This window comes from Blautia hydrogenotrophica DSM 10507 (assembly GCF_034356035.1).
GTDB lineage: Bacteria > Bacillota > Clostridia > Lachnospirales > Lachnospiraceae > Blautia_A > Blautia_A hydrogenotrophica.
In genome coordinates, this window is record NZ_CP136423.1 from 3053632 (window position 1) to 3072150 (window position 18519).

At 50.6% G+C, this 18519-nt stretch carries 13 protein-coding genes; all 13 read right to left on the reverse strand.

Features of this window, described 5'->3' with window-relative positions; all coding sequences use genetic code 11:
- Positions 1 to 80: 80 nt before the first annotated feature.
- Positions 81 to 2462, reverse strand: a complete 2382-nt coding sequence (locus tag BLHYD_RS14665; RefSeq protein ID WP_055166428.1) for a ribonucleoside triphosphate reductase — start codon at positions 2460 to 2462, stop codon at positions 81 to 83.
- A gap of 192 nt (positions 2463 to 2654) precedes the next feature.
- A complete protein-coding gene (hflX, locus tag BLHYD_RS14670; protein WP_005951116.1) occupies positions 2655 to 3890 on the reverse strand; it encodes a GTPase HflX in 1236 nt (411 codons plus the stop codon).
- 30 nt (positions 3891 to 3920) lie between these two features.
- A complete protein-coding gene (locus BLHYD_RS14675; RefSeq protein WP_005951114.1) occupies positions 3921 to 4961 on the reverse strand; it encodes a tetratricopeptide repeat protein in 1041 nt (346 codons plus the stop codon).
- Positions 4962 to 4966: 5 nt separating this feature from the next.
- The gene (glmM, locus tag BLHYD_RS14680; protein ID WP_021844948.1) at positions 4967 to 6313 is read right to left on the reverse strand and encodes a phosphoglucosamine mutase; all 1347 of its coding nucleotides are present in this window, start codon (positions 6311 to 6313) and stop codon (positions 4967 to 4969) included.
- 105 nt (positions 6314 to 6418) lie between these two features.
- On the reverse strand, positions 6419 to 7342 hold the full coding sequence (locus tag BLHYD_RS14685) for a nucleotidyltransferase family protein (RefSeq protein WP_005951110.1): 924 nt from the start codon (positions 7340 to 7342) through the stop codon (positions 6419 to 6421).
- Positions 7343 to 7641: 299 nt separating this feature from the next.
- Positions 7642 to 8901 carry a leucine-rich repeat domain-containing protein gene (locus tag BLHYD_RS14690; protein ID WP_005951106.1) on the reverse strand — a complete coding sequence of 420 codons (1260 nt, stop codon included), beginning with the start codon at positions 8899 to 8901 and terminating at the stop codon, positions 7642 to 7644.
- Position 8902: 1 nt separating this feature from the next.
- Entirely contained in the window at positions 8903 to 10435 is a 1533-nt protein-coding gene (locus BLHYD_RS14695; RefSeq protein WP_155799581.1) for an SEL1-like repeat protein, read from the reverse strand.
- Positions 10436 to 10493: 58 nt separating this feature from the next.
- The gene (locus BLHYD_RS14700) at positions 10494 to 12167 is read right to left on the reverse strand and encodes a S8 family serine peptidase (RefSeq protein WP_005951102.1); all 1674 of its coding nucleotides are present in this window, start codon (positions 12165 to 12167) and stop codon (positions 10494 to 10496) included.
- A complete protein-coding gene (locus BLHYD_RS14705) occupies positions 12160 to 13341 on the reverse strand; it encodes a vWA domain-containing protein (protein WP_005951100.1) in 1182 nt (393 codons plus the stop codon). Before BLHYD_RS14705 ends, BLHYD_RS14700 begins: the two co-directional genes overlap by 8 nt.
- The gene (locus BLHYD_RS14710) at positions 13338 to 14408 is read right to left on the reverse strand and encodes a hypothetical protein (RefSeq protein ID WP_005951098.1); all 1071 of its coding nucleotides are present in this window, start codon (positions 14406 to 14408) and stop codon (positions 13338 to 13340) included. The genes BLHYD_RS14705 and BLHYD_RS14710 overlap by 4 nt, the downstream gene beginning before the upstream one ends.
- Before the next feature lie 28 nt (positions 14409 to 14436).
- Positions 14437 to 15129, reverse strand: coding sequence for a hypothetical protein (locus BLHYD_RS14715; RefSeq protein WP_005951096.1), 693 nt, complete (start codon positions 15127 to 15129; stop codon positions 14437 to 14439).
- 14 nt (positions 15130 to 15143) lie between these two features.
- Positions 15144 to 16196, reverse strand: coding sequence for a hypothetical protein (locus BLHYD_RS14720; protein ID WP_005951094.1), 1053 nt, complete (start codon positions 16194 to 16196; stop codon positions 15144 to 15146).
- Positions 16184 to 18478 carry a hypothetical protein gene (locus tag BLHYD_RS14725; RefSeq protein WP_005951092.1) on the reverse strand — a complete coding sequence of 765 codons (2295 nt, stop codon included), beginning with the start codon at positions 18476 to 18478 and terminating at the stop codon, positions 16184 to 16186. Before BLHYD_RS14725 ends, BLHYD_RS14720 begins: the two co-directional genes overlap by 13 nt.
- Positions 18479 to 18519: the final 41 nt, after the last annotated feature.

Here is an 18519-nt window from a genome sequence, read left to right on the forward strand (position 1 = left end):
CAGGTACAGACAGACGGGACTGTCACACGCAGGATTCCTTTCCTGCGTGTGACAGCCCCGTTCGTTTTTTCATTCAACGGTTACTCATCCCGTTCATCCACATATTTTTGAATATTGGAGGCATTCACATAACGGTGGATATCTCCTCCTTCGTCCATCACGACCAAGGTGGGTGCTTGGCGGATTCCGTATTTCTTTGCCAGCTCCGGATGCTCCTCCGCATCAATAACCTGTACTTCCACCTCTTCCTCCCGTAGTATCTCCTTTGCAGCCTTACAGTTCGGACAAGTGCTAGTGGTAAACAGGAACTTGGTGGTCTGTACTGATTCCAGCTGAATCTCATCCTGGTTGATCTTCATCACCGCAGTGTGCACTTTTTTCATCCTGGAATTCTCTACATCATAGAGCTTTCGGTTTTTGTACTCCTGGGTCTTTCCATCATTCCAGTTCTGTACCGGCCGGTAGTAACCAGTAATTCGACTGTAGACTTCCGCCGGTTTTCCGCATTTCGGACAAGTAAAGTGTTCTCCCGACAGATAGCCATGTTCCTGACACACAGAATACGTTGGGGACATCGTATAGTAGGGAAGACGATAGTTCTCCGCAATCTTTTTCACCAGAGAAGCGGCAGCTTTCCAATCTGGAAGCTTCTCCCCTAAAAATGCATGGAAGACAGTCCCCGAGGTATATAAAGTCTGAAACTCATCCTGGATATCCAACGCATCAAAAATGTCCTCTGAGAAATCGACAGGAAGATGGGAGCTGTTGGTATAGTAAGGGGTATCTCCTTCTTTTCCAGCTGTTTTGATATCCGGCCAGCGCTTCTTGTCGTGCTTCGCCAAACGGTAAGTCGTAGATTCCGCCGGCGTCGCCTCTAGATTAAACAGCTCTCCCTGATACTGTTCCTGGTAATCAGAGAGCTTATCTCTCATGTGAATGAGCACTTCTTTGGTAAACTTTTGAGTCTTTTCATCCGTCAGATCATGTCCCAGCCAGCAGGCATTCAGTCCCACCTCGTTCATTCCGATCAACCCAATCGTGGAGAAATGATTGTCGAAGGAACCCAGATACCGTTTCGTGTAGGGGTACAATCCCTCATCTAAAAGCTTGCTCACAACTTCTCTCTTAATATGCAAAGACCTGGCTGAGATATCCATCAGATGGTCTAGACGGCGGTAAAACTCCTCCGGTGTCCTGCTCAAATACGCAATTCTCGGCATGTTGATCGTCACCACACCTACAGAGCCTGTGCTCTCCCCGGAGCCGAAGAAGCCTCCGGTCTTCTTACGCAGTTCTCGCAAATCCAGACGTAGACGACAGCACATACTCCGGATATCACTCGGCTTCATGTCGCTGTTGATATAATTGGAAAAATACGGAGTCCCATATTTCGCAGTCATCTCAAATAACAGGCGGTTGTTCTCTGTGTCTGACCAGTCAAACTCAGAGGTGATGGAGTAAGTCGGTATCGGATACTGAAATCCTCTTCCGTTGGCGTCTCCCTCAATCATTGTCTCAATAAACGCCTTGTTAATCATATCCATCTCTTTTTTGCAGTCTTTATATTTAAAGTCCATCTCTTTGCCGCCCACCAAAGCCGGCAGTTCTGCCAGATCATCCGGCACTGTCCAATCCAGAGTAATGTTGGAAAAAGGCGCCTGCGTTCCCCACCTGCTCGGTGTATTCACCCCATAGATGAAAGATTCAATACACTTTTTCACCTCTGGATAAGTCAAATGATCGGTCTTCACGAAAGGAGCCAGATAAGTATCAAAGGAAGAAAATGCCTGGGCTCCTGCCCACTCGTTCTGCATAATTCCCAAGAAATTCACCATCTGGTTACACAACACGCTCAGATGCTTTGCAGGGGAAGAGGTGATCTTTCCCTTAATGCCTCCTAGTCCCTCCATAATCAACTGTTTTAAGGACCAGCCAGCACAGTACCCTGTCAGCATCGACAAATCGTGCAGGTGGATATCCGCATTTCTATGAGCTTCCGCAATCTCATTGTCATAGATTTCTGACAACCAATAGTTTGCTGTGACAGCCCCGGAATTGCTCAGAATCAGTCCCCCCACCGAGTAGGTCACCGTCGAGTTTTCCTTGACACGCCAGTCCTCCACTTTCACATAGCTATTGACAATCTCTTTGTAATCCAAAATGGTGGATTTCATGTTTCTAACTTTTTCTCTCTGCTTGCGATATAAAATATAAGCTTTCGCCACATCAGAATATCCCGCCTGAATCAGCACATTCTCCACACTGTCCTGGATATCCTCTACAGAGATCTGCTCGTCCGCTATCTTATCCTGAAAATCCGCTGTGACCCGCAGTGCCAGCAGGCTCATCATGTCCTCACTGTAATGCTTTTCTTTCGCCTCAAATGCCTTGCAAATCGCGTTGGAAATCTTTTGTAAGTCAAATTCCGCGATCTCGCCGTCTCTTTTCACAACCTGAAACATATGATTACCTCCATTCTAGACTCGTGTATGTGTCAAAGCGGATAAATACAGTCCGCTTTGCTGTTTAATAAGATCAAATGATTCTCCATATTTTTGCAACGTAGGACTATTGTACCAGAACCCCTATGGATAGTCAATAGAAAGCACCATATCTTGTGTTCCATAATTTACCAGAAACAAGATATGGTGTCTCTATACTTTCTCATATATTTCCCTGGAAACATAAGCTTTTACGGCAATTCCTTCCGCTAAGTATTCTTCCTCCAAAATCTCTCCTTTTTTTCGAATCAACTGAAGAATTCCAGCCTTTTGATAAGGATACAGACGCTCGATATAAATCTGTCCACTTCTCAAAATTTCCTCCAATGCAGCTTTCAGTTCTTCCATTCCTTCCCCAGTCTTCGTAGAGGATAAAATAGAATACTCTGCACGAAAGTCCCGGAATTTCTGTTTTTCTTCCAGCTTGTCTTGCTTGTTGAACAGAGTAATCACAGGCTTGTCGGATACCTTGAGCTGACGCAGGGTCTCATAGACCACATGCATCTGTGTCTCTCTCTGAGGATTTGAAGCATCCACCACGTGAATAATAATGTCTGCATAGCACACTTCCTCCAGAGTACTTTTAAATGCCTCGATCAACTGATGAGGAAGTTTCCTGATAAATCCCACAGTGTCCGTCAGCAAAATTTCCTGCTTTCCTGATAGCTGTAAGACTCTCGTCGTGGTGTCCAGCGTAGAAAACAACATCTCATCCTCCAAAATGGATGCCCCTGTCAGATAATTCATCGTGGAGGACTTACCTGCACTGCTGTAACCGACCAAAGCCGCGATCTTCTGGTTCATCCTTTGCCTCTGGTCTCGCACCAGTTCCCGGTGACGTACCACTTCCTCCAGCTCTTTTTTCAGCTGACTGATTCTAGTCCGAATCAGCCGGCGGTCCATCTCCAGCTTTTTCTCTCCTGGCCCACGAGTTCCGATTCCACCTCCGAGCCTTGAAAGAGAACTCCCAAGTCCCGCCAGGCGCGCCGCTCGGTACCGAAGCTGCGCCAACTCCACCTGTATCTTGCCCTCCCGCGTCACCGCATGGCTGGCGAAGATATCTAGAATCAGTAAGGTCCGGTCCATCACTTTACAGTCCAGCTCCCGCTGCAAATTGTGAAACTGGGCCGGGGACAGCTCGTCGTCACAGATGACTCCGGTTGCATCCTGTGCCAAAACCAGCATCCTCACTTCCTCTATTTTTCCTTTTCCAATATAGGTGCCCGGGTGAATCTTCTCCCGCCTCTGCACCACTATGCCTGCGACAAGAGCTCCGGCTGTACGCGCTAGCTCGCCCAACTCTTCTAGAGAAGACTCCACCTCCTCCCCGTCGTTCTCCTGAACGCCGATTAGGACGACCCGTTCTTCCAATTCTTCCAAATCGTACAAAATTTTTGCTCCTTTTCACCGCTTGCCCGTTCAGGATATACGGCTGTTTAAAAATTCACTCTCCTTCTGGGCAGCTTCATCGTCTGGAAACATTTTTAAATACTCAGCAGCCTTTTCCTTCGCCGTCTCAAAATCCAGACTTTTCTCATAGACTACAATCTCATTGAACAGTAAATCCTGCATTTCCTCAGTGTCCGCCTGCTGAATTCCATTTTGAATATTGTTCAATGCCGACTCATAGTCTCCCTCGGCCAGATCGCACAGTGCCAGACCATTATAGCCCTGCGCCGCGTCTTCCTCTTCCTGAATGTAGTCTTCATAACTCGCTCTGGCACTCTCCAAGTCATTCTTGGACAGGTACACCTCTCCTAAAAATATCATCGCTTCGGTGTTTCCTCCATCTACGGCCTCTGAAAGCCTCTTCTCTGCGTTGTCGAAGTCTTCCATATAGTAGTAGATTTTTCCCTGCTCACACCGCCCCTTTGCGTCGGATGGACTAGTCTTCAGTGCCTGTTCTAAATAGACGGTTCCATCAGCCTCCATCCCTCGTTCCAAATACGCCTCATAAATTTGGACTGCCTGCTGATATCCACTGTCCTCTTCTATGACTTTCTGAAAATTCTCTTTCGCCAGATCGTAATCGTCCACCGCCAGCGCTACTCTTCCTGCCAGATAGCAACTCTGAGCGTCCTCAGACAATTCCAACAGGCTTTCACTGGTTTTTTGGGCATCCTCGTACTGCCCATTCTTGTACTGGGCTGTCGCCTGATAAGACAGAACATCTTTTCGAAATCCTTTGTCCAGTCCCTTTTGGCTCAATGCCTGTTCAAAATAGTCTGCCGCTTCCTCATAGTCTCCCAATTTTAAGCTGGCGATGCCTGCTCCCCGGCAGGACTCCGCCTTATGGACGTCTCTTTCCATGGCCTCCTGAAAACCTTGAACAGCCTCCTCATAGGCCCCTTGGTCCAAGTCCTTTCTGGCTTGGTCATATATCGCTTTTTCCTCCTGACAGCCAGCCATCAGGACTGACACACAGCCTGCGGCTAGCAGCCAACCATAAGCCCTTTTCATGGCTCTCAGGAGACTGTCAGGCCTTCAGCCTCAATGACAGAGATCACCTGATCTACGTATTTTCCGCACAGCTCATCGGTGGCGGCCTCCACCATCACGCGGATGACCGGCTCTGTCCCACTCTCGCGCACCAGAATTCTTCCTTCGTCTCCTAGTTCCTTTGCCACCTGGTCCACTGCCTCGATGACTCTCGGATTTTCCCTCGCAGTCTTCTTATCCGACACCCGCACATTCTTCAAAAGTTGCGGATAGATTTTCACTTCTTTTGCCAGGTCATGAAGTGTGGATTTCTTCTCCACCAAAGTCTCCATCAGCATCAAAGAGGTGAGGATACCATCTCCTGTCGCTGAATAACGACTGAAAATAATATGGCCGGACTGTTCCCCTCCGATTCCATAGCCGTTGGCCAGCATATTCTCGCTGACATATTTATCACCCACCGCGGTCTTTACATACTGCATCCCCTCTCGCTCCAAAGCCTTATAGAGTCCCAAATTGGACATGACCGTAGTCACAACCATATTGTCTTTGAGTTTGCCCTGCTCTTTCAGGTACTTTCCGCAGATATACATAATCAGATCACCGTCCACCACATTTCCTTCATGGTCTACAGCAATACAGCGGTCCGCGTCCCCATCGTACGCAAAGCCGATGTCCAAGCCGTTTTCCTTGACAAACTTCTGCAAAACTTCGATGTGGGTAGAGCCGCAGTTAGTATTGATGTTGGTGCCGTTCGGCTCGTTGTTGATTACATAAGTTTTCGCCCGCAGCGCGTCGAAAACACTCTTGGCAATCGCAGAAGAACTCCCGTTGGCACAGTCCAGTCCCACCTTGATATTTTTGAAATCCCGGGAGGGAATAGAGATCAGATAACCAATGTAGCGGTTTCTCCCCGACGAAAAATCCACCGTGCGCCCAATGTTTTCCTTCACAGCCAACGGAATCTCCTGAATTTCACCGTCGATATATTTCTCAATCTGCTCCTCAATCTCAGCTTCGATTTTCTGTCCGTTGCCATTGATGATCTTAATTCCATTGTCATAAAACGGATTGTGACTGGCTGAAATCATAATTCCGCAGTCAAAGTCCTCTGTACGAACTGCGTAGGAAACGCTCGGCGTCGTCGTCACGTGCAGCAGAAAAACATCCGCGCCCGAGGCGGTGAGCCCTGCCACCAAGGCATACTCAAACATATAGCTGCTCCGGCGGGTATCCTTGCCGATGACGATTCTGGCTTTGTGCTCTTTTCCGTAATACCAGCCTAGAAAACGTCCTACCTTGAATGCATGCTCCACATTCAGCACCACATTTGCTTCCCCGCGAAATCCATCAGTTCCAAAATATTTCCCCATCTTATTCAACTCCTTATTCATGCTGTCCGGCTGAGTTTCTCAGCCTCCCCACGCTCTTTACGTGTGGTTGTTACGTCTACAGGATATCACCTTTTTCATCTGCCCCTATTTCCGGTACAGATCTTCCGAATATACGCCTCTGTCAACCAGCTCCCGGAAAGCCTCGACTACCTTTTGCTTGTCTTCCTGATAGGTCACTCCGAACCAGCTATCATGGGTCTTCAACACATCCACCTGAGCGCGTCCTTCTCTCATAAGACCGTCTATCATGGTGGGCAGCAGATACTCCGCTTTCAAATCACCCGGTTTCACATTTTTCAGGAACTCCACAAAGCCTTCCTCTAGAGCCTTCAGAAATTCCGGCGTCAACCCCCACATATTCATAGATACCAGACTCTTGGGGTCTAGCGGTGTGATTGTTCCATCTTCCTTTTTCACCCCTGCCCCTTCAGCAGTCTTGGCGATCTCATGGGTCTCCGTAATCCCTGTCAGTCTTCCCTGATCATCTCTGCGGCAGATTCCCCTAGTTACCGTTCCATTCTCACTTAGGGTGTTCTCCAAAATAAAGCCAGCCATACATATCTGCATTTTACTGGAAGGTTCTTTCTCTTCTACTAGGTAATCGTGCACCTTCACAAATGCCTCTTTTCCATAGTAATCGTCCGCATTGATAACCACAAACGGTTCATCTAGTATCTTCCTACAGGCCAAAACTGCCTGGCAGGTTCCCCACGGCTTTGTACGTCCCTCTGGTTTTTCAAACCCTTCTGGGAGATCGTCCAATTCCTGAAACGCGTAGCTTACTTCGGTAATCTTCTCAATTCTATTCCCAATGACTCTCTTAAATTCATCTTCTAAATCTTTTCTTATGATGAATACGACCCGGTTAAATCCGGCCTCCAATGCATCATGTATGGAATAGTCCATGATAATCTCACCACTGGGTCCTACTTTCTCCAACTGCTTGATACCTTTGCCGTAGCGGCTTCCGATTCCCGCCGCCATAATTACCAGCGCTGTTTTTTTCATCTCCAATTTGCTCCTCCATTTTTCATGGGATTCGTTCCCTTCTACTAATTATCCGTGATATTTCTTACTATTATAAGGGTTTCCTCTCCCACTTGATCTATGCTGCTGTCATTGTACTTGATTTTAAAAGTTTTTTCAATACTCTTCCAGCCTGTGTCATAAACGGGCGGTATCCGCGGGTACCGCCTGCGGCTATTATTATAGCACTTCCTGCTTTCTTCTGTCATACAAAAAAGACACTTCCTACCACAAAAGTGTCAAGTGTCTTTTTTCGCCTGGCATATGTTCCCTCAGATCGTTCAGTCCGTCACAGGGCAACCGTAGAAGTACTTGCCCAGTTCCTCCTTTTTCATGCTTCTGAATCTTTTCGGCAACCGCACCTTTTCCAAAGCTTCACAGCGGAAAAAGGACTCCTCCTCCAAGATCTCTGTACTGTCTGGAAGTTCAATCTCTCGGAGATTTTCGCAGAACTTAAAAGCCTCCTTTGAAATCCATCTGAGTCCTTCCGAAAGACCTATATATTCCAGGCTCGTGCAGCCGTAAAAAGCCTGAGAATCAATCTTAATCACCGTGTCGGGAAGAGAAAGGCTTTTAAGACCAGAGCAGTCCCGGCACATCCCCTCCGGAATTTCTTCCAACCCCTTAGGCAAGATCAGGCGGACAAGATTTCGGCAGCTCTCAAAAGCTCCCTTGCCGATCTCTGTGACTGAGTCCGGCAGGTGAATAGCCGTGGCTTTTGCCAGCCCTAAAAAAGCTCCCGGCCAAATTTTGTACACGCCTTCGGGTACACGACAAACCTCGTTCTCATCTCTGATACACCGGTACAAAATCCCATCCTTTATCAGCATTCCTTTCTGCCTTGTGTGGACTTCTTCTGTGTGCTGCCTGGCCGCTTGGTGCTTCCAGTATTCCTCTCTCTCCCGCGCCAGCGTCTCCCGGGCCTGTCTGTATTCCAAGTTCTTAGGTCTCAGCCTCTCAAACTCTTCTCTGGAGTATCCCAGAAAGACATAGGCATAGCGAAAGAACTCGTCATACATACGGTAATAATATTCTTCCTCCATCCCATACCCGTCCTCGTCTGGTCCCTCATAGCCGGCATAAGTCTCATAATAGTAGGTCTTTTCCTCCGTCTGTCCCCGCAGTCTGATCCTTCCTTGCGCTTTTATCTCGCTCAGGCCAAGAGCTCTCAGCGTGTCCCCTGTAATGGGGACGCTGTGCTCTCCGCTGCCAAAAAAGAGAGACTTCACGGGAAGGAAGCCCTGCCAGATGCAGCGGGGATTCTTTTCCAGCAAATCCATGGCCGCCTGACTGCCGTAAAACGCTGCCCTAGTCAGCCAGGTGTAAGCGGCCCTCAGCCGAAAACCCTCCTGCGGGTTTTGTTCCAACCGCTCCTCCAGCTCCTTTTCACTTTCCTCGCTGCAGCGGGCCGCATATTGACTGTCCAATCTTTTCAGCTCATCAGGAACTCTACTCCAAAACCACTGATACATCCGCAGCATGGCCTGTGGATCTCCCATTTTACAGCCATAGGCCAACTCCTCAAAAACAGAATCCAGCATCTTATTCCTCCTGTTCCAATTTCTCCTGCATTTCTTTTGTCTTCTTATACTGCTGGTCATTCAGCCTGCTTATCCACTCCACAGCTTTTCTCTCGTCCTTTTCCACGCCTTTTCCATTCCTATAGCATTGAATCAACTTCTCCTGTGCACTCATATCTCCCTGTTCTGCCGCCTTCTCGTACCATTCTACTGCAGTCTCATAGTCCTGTTCTACACCTTTCCCATCGTAGTAACAGTTTCCCAGTTCCCTTTGAGCGTCAGCGTCTCCTTGGTTCGCCGCTTTCTCATACCACTGGACCGCCTTCTGATAGTCTCTCTCTACCCCTTCTCCATCGTAGTAATGTTTACCGAGATTGTACTGGCTTACCGCATGTCCTTGGTTCGCTGCTTTCTGGAACCATTCTACTGCTTTTGCGGCATCCTCTTCTACTCCTAAGCCGCTGCTATAGCAGGCACCCAACTCGTTCTGGCCGACAGCATTGCCCTGTTTAGCTGCCTTTTCATACCACTGAGCCGCCTCTTCAAAATTCGCTTCCGTCCCATCCCCAAAAAAATAACAAGTTCCAAGTCCCACCTGCCCATAAGGATTGTCCTGCTCGGCCGATGCCTGATACCACTTCACTGCCGATTCATAGTCCTGTGTTGCTCCAAATCCGTTGTAATAGCATTCTCCCAGCATATACTGACCATAAGAGTTATCCTGGTCCGCCGATTTCTGGTACCATTTCACCGCTTCAGAGTAATCCTGCTCCGTTCCCCAGCCGTAATAATAACAGTTTCCCAGATAGTACTGGGCATAGGAATATCCCTGGTCTGCGGATTTTCCATACCACTTCATCGCCGCGGCGTAATCCCGCTCCACTCCGTTGCCTTCCCGGTAACAGCTGCCTAAGCTGCTCTGAGCATAAAAGTTCTCCTGGTCCGCAGCTTTTTGATACCATTTTGCCGCAGTCTCGTAGTTCTGGGGCACTCCCTGCCCCTTGTAATAGCAGTCTCCAAGACTGTTCTGAGCACCGTCATGCCCCTGTTCTGCCGCCTTCTCATACCATTTCGCCGCCTCGGTGTAATCCTGGTCCACTTCGATGCCATATTCATAGGCCCGTCCCAGCTGATAACACTCCTCCGGGGTCTCAGCGTCCGCTTCCCGGCTGCTCTCATCCTCTTTCTCATCGCTGACTGGTGGGACTTCACTCTTTTTCCCCTGCTGAACTCCCGCTAAAAAGAGCCCTAAGACACCAAGAACCCCAACGGCTACGACCGCCCCGGCCAGAAGGTATTTCCACCCAGTCCTCGGCTGTTTTGGCTTGGGCGGGTCTGGTTCTGGTGGCTGCGGTTCTGGCGGCTCCGGTTCCGGCGACTCCGGCTCTGGTGTCTCCGGTTCCGATGGGTCCGGTTCCGGCGGCTCCGGCCCCGGCTCCTCTAAAATCCATTTTCCGTAGATCGTCAAATCCGCGCCGCAGTCGCAGGTCCCCTCGGCCCTCTCATACTCTCTTCCACAGATCTGACACTGAAACAATTTCTTTTCTTCGTTCATCTGCTCCCTCCCACTCTTCACATACACTTTCATTTTTTCTAAAAGCACACATCTCTTCTCAGTTCTCTATATACAGAGCTCCTCGGGGAATCCCGGCCCCATAGTACTGTTCATCTCCCAGTCTCTCACAGTAATCTTTGATATATTTCTCAATCTGCGCCGGAGACGCCTCCGGGACATACATACACAGCATTGCCGACAGCGCCGAGATATGCGGCGCCGCCATAGAGGTCCCGCTCATGCTCTCAAAGCCTTCCGGCTTGATACTGTAGCTCACCACATCCACACCGGGCGCGCACACGTCCACGGAATCCCCATAATTGGAAAAAGAAGCGATTTCATGTTCCTGGTCCACCGCTCCCACTACTATACATTCTGTCAAAGCCGCAGGCATTACTCCCGCGGTATCCTCCGGGTTTCCCGCTTCGTCACCGTTGCCGGCGCTCACCACCACGGTAATTCCCTGCTGCACCGCCTCGCCAATCAGCATCTGCTCCCAATTATGCTCCGCCCCGGCGGGGCCTCCCAGACTCATATTAATCACATCCGGAGCCTGACTGATGGCATACTCCAGCCCCGTGCATATACTCGTCGTGCTGGCCAGAGCATTCGCCCCGAACACCCCCACTGGCAGCACCTTCACATCCAGTCCCTGGGTACAATCCAGAATCGTACCCGCCACATGAGTTCCGTGTCCCACCGTGTCCATGCGTCCGTCGCCGCCGACCACCACGTCGGTCCCCGCCAAAACCCGGTCTTTCATCGCCTCAGCGGGCAGAACCCCGGTGTCAACCACCGCTACTGTGGCAGACTGCTGTCTGGCGTGACCGGCGAGATAGTCCGCCAGCTGATCCATTCCCATATCCTGGCAACCCCAGGTGTAATACTGACGGCCTGAGTTTTGGGAGAGGGCATTTTGACCCTCTCCGGCTGTCTGGCTGGAAACGTCGTATTCATCCATCTCCACGAAGGTAACTTCCTTCATCTTCTCCAGAGACTCCAGGCACTGTCTGGCCTCTTCCTCAGAATCAAACTGAATAATCACCATATTGTTTTCCCTGGCAATCACCCGCTTGGCCAGAAAATCCGTCAGGTTCAGCGACTTTCCCTCGAAGTGCAGAATCAGACGGTTCGTGCTCCTCTGTCCGGCAACCACCAGCTCATCATCGTACTCCTCCAGGAGAGACCGCATGCTCTCATTGAATTCCTCCAGCGTATTCGTCTCCTTCAGCTGTGTGTCCTTTCCGACCAGAACTTCTCCGCGGCCGCTCACCTGCCCCTGTTCCTCTTCCTGAACCGAAAGCTTTGAACGATACGAGAGAATTGCCAGCACAGCCCCCACGATGGCCAGACAGATGAGGAGCGCTCCGATACACCGGATTCTCCGCTGCCTTTTCATCCTCCTGAGGGCCTTCCTGGCCTCCTCGTTCCCTGCTTTGGCCGCGGCCTCATACCACCGCCTCGCGTATTTTTTGCTTTTGCCCACAGCCCAGCCGTATTCTGCCATCTGCCCCATCGCCAGCAACGCCTGACTGTGTCCTGCCTTGGCGGCTCTCTCCATGCAATAGACCGCGTCTGCGTTCTTATCTCCTCTCTCCGCCTGAGAAAGCAGATAGTCCGCAGCCTCAAAAAGCGTTTCCGTATCTTCTGTCTGTGCGGCCCTGGCACAGCTCTCCCGGGCCAGCTTCTCATCTCCTTCAAAGACCCATCTGCGCTTTTTGACCTCATACATGTCCGTCCACCTCCTCATCCAAATCATAGGTTGTATAAGCCGAAAAAATAAAAACGCAAAACAGTACACAGGACGCAGATAGGCTCCCGACGCCTATCTGCCCCAGCACCGTAACCAGCACGCACAGCACCAGTCCCGCAGCTGCATTTCCTATCGCCTGTTCCTTATTGAGCCTCCGGTAATAGACTGCTCCCACCAGAATGCCGCAGACACTGAAAATCAGCGCTCGAATCAGAAAGCGCAGCAAAAAGCTGCCTTTTATCTTTCCAAAGACCAGCATCCCTTCTCCCATGCCGAATTCTTTCGCGGCCGAAAACGCCTGCCGAAAGGCCTTTGTCAGCTCGTCGGTGCTGATCTGTCCCTTCTCGTCCACCGGTATCTTCGTGTCAAATCCCCCGGTCTTCTGTGCAAACTGAACCAGCTGCCTGGCAGTCTCCGTCTCCTGCTCTCCCGCATCCATACGGATGGTATACAGCACCACGTCTTTTTCTTTGTACTCCTCTTCCAGGGTCTCCGGGAACGGCCCTTCCCCGTCGCTTAACAGAATCACTGCCTGTATCCGCCCTGTTTCCTTTTTCTCTTCCAGCGAATTCAGAGCGAAGGTCAGCGGCTGTCCAAATTCCGTACCGCCTATGATGTCAGTCCCTTCGACAAACTTAATCAGCGTCTCACGGCCTTCCTCGTCCAGGGGAAGAAGCTCCGTGTTTCCCAGCACACAGGACGCAAACGCCACAGCCTGGGCCCTGCTCTGCTCATCCATCTGTTCAAGGAGAGCCTCCGTTGCCTGGACACAGGGTTCTTTCTTGCCCTGCATGCTGCCGGAGCCGTCCAAAAGCAGCACCATATCTACGGCGCTGTGGTTCTCCATAGGGGGAAGCATGTAGAGAAACTGCCCGCCGGCTCCCACTGCGAAGCCAGTCAAAGCCGCCGCTATCAGTGTGATCGCCCTGTTTCCCCTCCGAAATATCACGAAATTCCGGCGGTGAATCCCCTCCGCCAAAAAGCTGCCCAGCAGACTGACTACAAACGGAATGCAAAAAAACAGTCCCGTCCACAGAATCTTTCCCCAGTCATCCTGTGCCATCCGGCCGTAAAGCCAGGCGCAGGCCGCACACCCGGCTCCGCTCAGCAAAAAGGTCAGCGCCAGCATCCAGCGGTCAAATTTTCCTTTCACTGTCCATCCACCTCTATCCTCTTCGCACTGAGGGCCTCACTCTCACAGCAGGGATGAAAAATCTGAGACAATTTGACCATCAGATCATTTCCCTCGCCCGTCTGCAGAAAGTCTGCGCCCTCTCCTTCTGTGCAGGCATTCACCGTATAAATCACCGGCATCTGACAGCCCACCGGTATATACCTCTGATAGAAACCGCTCTTGCTGACCTCCAGTCTGAGTCTCCCCTGCTCATCCCACCCGGTAAACTCCAGACCGCCGTAGATTTGAACCTGCAGCATTTCACAGCCTTCTTCCCTCTCTCCTGCGGTCTCTCTCCACAGATTCCTTATGTATTCTGCCAGCCGTTCCTGGGTCTGGTAAGAGAGGCTGACTTCCTGTTCCAGAACCCGGAACCGTTCCAGGTATTCGAACTGTGACACCAAAAACAGCACCGGCGTCTCTCTTCCTGCATTCCTAAGTTTTTCCAAACACTCATATAGGAAATCGTCTCTTCCATCCCTCAGACAGGGTTCCTCCGTCAAAATCCACACAGAGTCGAAATTTCTTTCTGGGGCCCAGCCCTGTTCCAGACTCTCCCCCGTCAGACAGGTAAATATCAGTTCCAGGCACTTACTCTGCTTTCCAGCCACAGAAATCCGAAAAGAATATGTCTGTTCTCCTTCCAGCTCTCTCTCCTCCAGCTCATCCTGCAGCTGGCCTCTCCTGTAAAAAATTCCGTCCAATTCCTTTTTCGCCGCCACCATGCGGCTTATAGTCCGATGATCTTCCGTATAAAAGGCCAGCCCTTCCCTCCCCACGATCTCATTCATATTGATATTCATGGAACACAGATAGTTGCAGATCAGGCGCTGAGAGTCTCCCAGCAGGAGGATGGAAATTCGTCCTCCCACCCCATTTGCCCTGCCTGAAAAATCCATTGCCTCCCCTGCGAAAAACGACGTTTTCTCTTCTTTGTTCGCTCCCGTCTCTTCTTTCACGGGTCTGGCCGCCCCTCGTTTGCTCGGCTTCGCCGGCTCCCTCTCAGTTCCTTTATTCTTTTTTATCCAAAATGACCCAAATGGCATCTTGCGCCTCCTATCTTATTTTTTTAACTCAGCCGGGATTCTTCTCCCATTCGGGAAACAGTTTTTCAAACAGCTCCCGGTCAATCACACCCTTCGGCGGCTTTTTCCACAGCCAAGGCGGCTGAAAATATCCCGCAGCCTCCTCCCAGGTACTGGTGCAGACCGCAAACCGAAACAGATCTCTGCGGGTGATCGGCGCGAGGTCTGTACATGTCAGCCGTTTCCACAGCCGTCCTCCCTTATACTCCTGTACTCTGGAACAGTCCTCCGTCCCGCTTTTTTCCGTCAGGCTCTCTCGCAGCTTTTCCGGTTCTGCCTGGAAAACGCCCCCGTCAATCCGAAGGCTCCCAAACAGTTTTCCGGTATAGAACTCACGGTCTCCCAGAAAATTCAGCGTCACCTCCCCAAGCTGCCCGACCTCTTTCATCTGCCCGCAAACGGCCAGATTCATGGCTGCCTTTCTGCCGGAAATTCTCCCCTGAAGCCCTCGAATCACCGCCATACTCCAGTCAGGCTGCGGCCGAAAGCCTTTCGCCTTTTGTTCCAGGCAGAAATCCATCCAGACCACGCGAAACACGTCGTGAAAAAAGAATTCCCTGACCAGACAGATTTCCGCTGATTTCTCATTGGCCGCCGTCTCCCGCAGTCCCTCCTCTTCCAGCCGGTTCAGCACATACCCCCGCATGGAATTTTCATAGGTTCCAAAGAGATAGATCTCCATCTTTTCGCCTCCGCCTACACATTCACAGGATTTTGAATGATATAATATCCGTCCTGGGGCAAAATCCCGCTGTTTCGTTTCATTTTTTTCTGAATCGTCTCCAACGCCGTATACAGTTCCTGAACACTGCCTCCCAGCCGCTTGGCCACCTGCTGATACATGCTGTTCTGCCCCGTCTGCGCCCGCAGAGTCTGGGTCAGAATATAGGCCAGTGCATAGAGCATTGGCTGTTCGCAGAACCGCGGCCGGTAACCCTTGCGTTCCTCTGGAAGAAACTCTGGTTCCTGGTACAGAGCCACCATCCGCCCTGTCTGTCCGTCTTTTCGAAACCGCACAAAGTCGATTCCCCCGGCACTCAAAATCGGAGTAATCGCCAGTGTACAGCTCCCGGCCAGCTCCGGTGACCTCAAATACTGAAGAAGATCCCGATAGCCTGCGCTGATGGTCGTCATCAATTCTCTCATGTATTCCCTTCGGAAAATATTCAGCTTCGGATTGTGCTCCAGATTGTAATACCGCTCGCATTTCAAAGGAACAAACAGCACCATTCTCTCCCGTATTTCTTCTGTGGACAGGCTGTTCTTGAAAAAGTTCGCGATTTCCATGGGCTTATTGTACTCCTCATGATATCTGCCGTAGCCTTGCTCGGTCATCTTCGAGAACAGATAAGGAGTGTCTATGGCGATCAGAATCACCTGGCACTGTCCGATCAGACTGCGAAGACCGCCCTCATACTGGGGATCGGTGAGCCACTCTCCGGGAATATCGTGGATAAAAAAGGGGATTTTCCCACCCTTGTCCACAGTCAAGGTAAAATTATAAGACCTGTTGGCGCTGGTGGGATTGTCGTCGATCTCAATACGAGTCAGCGGAGTCGCAAATTTTCGGATATTCTGCTGAATAATCTCCGCTGCCTGCGCCAGCTCCTTTCTGGTCTGATCGTTTCCCACCGACAAACTCAGCCCTGTGCCTGCCAGAATCTTCCCTATCTCCTGATACATGGCGGACAGCACCGTCGTCTTCCCGCACCGTCTTCCGCCCAGCATCAATATATTTATTGTCTCCATACGTTATCCTCCATCTCCAGCTCCTTTTTGATATTCTGATACTCTCGTACCAGCTCGTTGGCCTGCTGGTATTTCTCCGAGCTGGCTGTCCAGAGCTGGCTGCTGTATTCCATGAAAAATTTGCCCCATACATCCTGCATGCTCTCAAATTCACTCTCGTTCAGACTGTTGGCGAAGGTCAGCCTGTCATAAAACTCTTCCGCCGCCGCGTAAAAAGCCTGGTTCGGCGCATGGTACAAATCCACTAGTACATGCCTTAGATTCTCCTCAATGATGGACATACGGGAGGTCAGATAAAAGTTAACCTCTTTTCCTGCGTTATCCCTGTGAAAATCATACAGAGGCTTCGCATACTCCCTGTCGCAAATGGGATTGATAATGTAGAGCTGCTTTCTTACCTCCTGAATCAGCTGTGCCCTGGTGTTGAACTCGAACCGATACATAAATCGGAAAGCTTTGTAAATTTGCTCATACTGGGGCTTGTCGTTGATCACATGGTCCATGATATTTTTCAGCCATTCCACCATATCCGGCTCCTTCTCCTGACCGCCGTCTTGCTCCTCCCAGGGCAGATCTGTAATGCCCTGCGCTTTGGAGAGATTCAAAAGCTCATCGTACAGGCTTCGCACCAGAGAATTTTTGAATTTTCTCGTCTCCTCCTCCAGGATGCTGTCAATGGCGATGAACCGGTCAGTGACTTCGTTTCTCACATAGTGGAGCGCGTCGTCCCACAGCTGGCCCGGCAGAAGCGAACCGTTTCCGTTTATAGTCAGCTGCAGCGTCTGGGCATCCGGAACCAGATCGTCCAGGCTGTCCAGAATTTCCTGCACCGCATTCCACAGGATGCTGTTGGGCTGGTTGCGCTCCTGCCCCCAGTAGATCACGCAGTTGACCAGATCAGCCGTCAATTTCCGGTAGCATTCCTTTCCCTTCTGGGCAGCGCTCAGCCCCTGCTGCACACTGGCGTCAAAAGTCCGCGCCTCCGGCAGCTCTGACACAAAGACTTCGTATTTTTTCCGAATCACCGCCTCTGTCTCTTCCAGTTCCGTCAGGTAGGCCGCGTCAATGTCGTCCATATTGCCAAGAAGCCGCTCCAGCAGAGGATTCATGAAGTTATCCCGGACCTCGTCAAAGTCAGAACAGTCCGCGGTCTCACAGTAACACACGGAGAAATTCCCCTCTCGGATTCCCTTGACAAAGGCATCTACCCGGTTGTCGCTGACTCCGACATTTTTATTTGCCAGATAAAACAGCCATTTAGACATATCTCTTCTCTGAAACCGTTCCTTCAGGCTGTTATAAAGCTTCAAATCCGACTCCTGCACCCCTGACATAGGCATTGTCACCACAATCGCCGCGTCGCACTCTTTATCCACGGTTTCCAGCATTGCTTCTTCAATCCCGTACTGGGTGTCCCCCAGACCAATCGTGTCCACCAATACCAGGCTGCCGCAGTCCTCATAGAACGGGCAGTAGATATCCGCCTTCTCCACAGCCAGATATTTGTAGTAATCCCTGTGTCCAGAGTCTCCCAGCTTGACTCCATTGTTCTGGGCTACGTACTCGGCAATCTGTCCTTTGTCCCGGAGCACCAAGTCCCCCTGGCCGTACAAGTCCCGAATTTCCCCAAAATGTTCGATGATGCGGCGCAGATGGTTCAGGGCGACGCCCTTATCGGCCTCCCCAGGTTTTACTGCTAACGTGTCCACAGTCAATTTAAAGGATTTCGTTCCCAGCATGTCGAAATCCAGCTGGCGGCCATGGAGACACTCCGAATCTATGGCGTCCAGATATCCCTTCACGATCTCCAGCAGCTTCTCTCTTTTCCGAAACTTTATGACGGCTTCCACAGTCCCTTCCGGCATCTCTGGTCTGTTGTAAATCACGGAGGTGGCTCCGGTACAGCTCGTGGAGTTATAGGCGGGGATAATCAGATTGTCCAGATTTCCTACTGCCTGTAGAAAACAGCTCTTTCCCTGCCTCTCCTTTCCCACAGTGGCGATGCTGATGTAATCTCTGTCAAATCTTTTTACCGCCTCCTCATATTTTCCGACCAATCCTTGAAGCTCTTCCCTCATCGTGTCGGTGGGCAGGGATGCAAAGAGAGACAAATACTGTCCCCTCAGCTCGCTGTCTGTGATCTGCCTTGCTCCGTTATACAGGTGGTCGCAGTCCTCCAGCAGGGAGCAGATCTTCTTCAGATGTTCCTTTCTCTCCTTTAATTGACTGACTTTTTCTTTTCGTTTTTTCAGGATAATCTCAATTTGATCTCGTATCTTCATATTTCTGTGTTTCCTCCCGATACCCGCAATTTGTCGTATTC

Excerpts from the sequence above, each read along its gene's own strand:
- BLHYD_RS14665 (WP_055166428.1), bottom strand. The coding sequence starts at position 2,462 with ATGTTTCAGGTTGTGAAAAGAGACGGCGAGATCGCGGAATTTGACTTA.
- BLHYD_RS14675 (WP_005951114.1), bottom strand. The coding sequence starts at position 4,961 with ATGAAAAGGGCTTATGGTTGGCTGCTAGCCGCAGGCTGTGTGTCAGTC.
- glmM (WP_021844948.1), bottom strand. The coding sequence starts at position 6,313 with ATGGGGAAATATTTTGGAACTGATGGATTTCGCGGGGAAGCAAATGTG.
- BLHYD_RS14685 (WP_005951110.1), bottom strand. The coding sequence starts at position 7,342 with ATGAAAAAAACAGCGCTGGTAATTATGGCGGCGGGAATCGGAAGCCGC.
- BLHYD_RS14690 (WP_005951106.1), bottom strand. The coding sequence starts at position 8,901 with ATGCTGGATTCTGTTTTTGAGGAGTTGGCCTATGGCTGTAAAATGGGA.
- BLHYD_RS14695 (WP_155799581.1), bottom strand. The coding sequence starts at position 10,435 with ATGAACGAAGAAAAGAAATTGTTTCAGTGTCAGATCTGTGGAAGAGAG.
- BLHYD_RS14700 (WP_005951102.1), bottom strand. The coding sequence starts at position 12,167 with ATGTATGAGGTCAAAAAGCGCAGATGGGTCTTTGAAGGAGATGAGAAG.
- BLHYD_RS14710 (WP_005951098.1), bottom strand. The coding sequence starts at position 14,408 with ATGCCATTTGGGTCATTTTGGATAAAAAAGAATAAAGGAACTGAGAGG.
- BLHYD_RS14715 (WP_005951096.1), bottom strand. The coding sequence starts at position 15,129 with ATGGAGATCTATCTCTTTGGAACCTATGAAAATTCCATGCGGGGGTAT.
- BLHYD_RS14720 (WP_005951094.1), bottom strand. The coding sequence starts at position 16,196 with ATGGAGACAATAAATATATTGATGCTGGGCGGAAGACGGTGCGGGAAG.
- BLHYD_RS14725 (WP_005951092.1), bottom strand. The coding sequence starts at position 18,478 with ATGAAGATACGAGATCAAATTGAGATTATCCTGAAAAAACGAAAAGAA.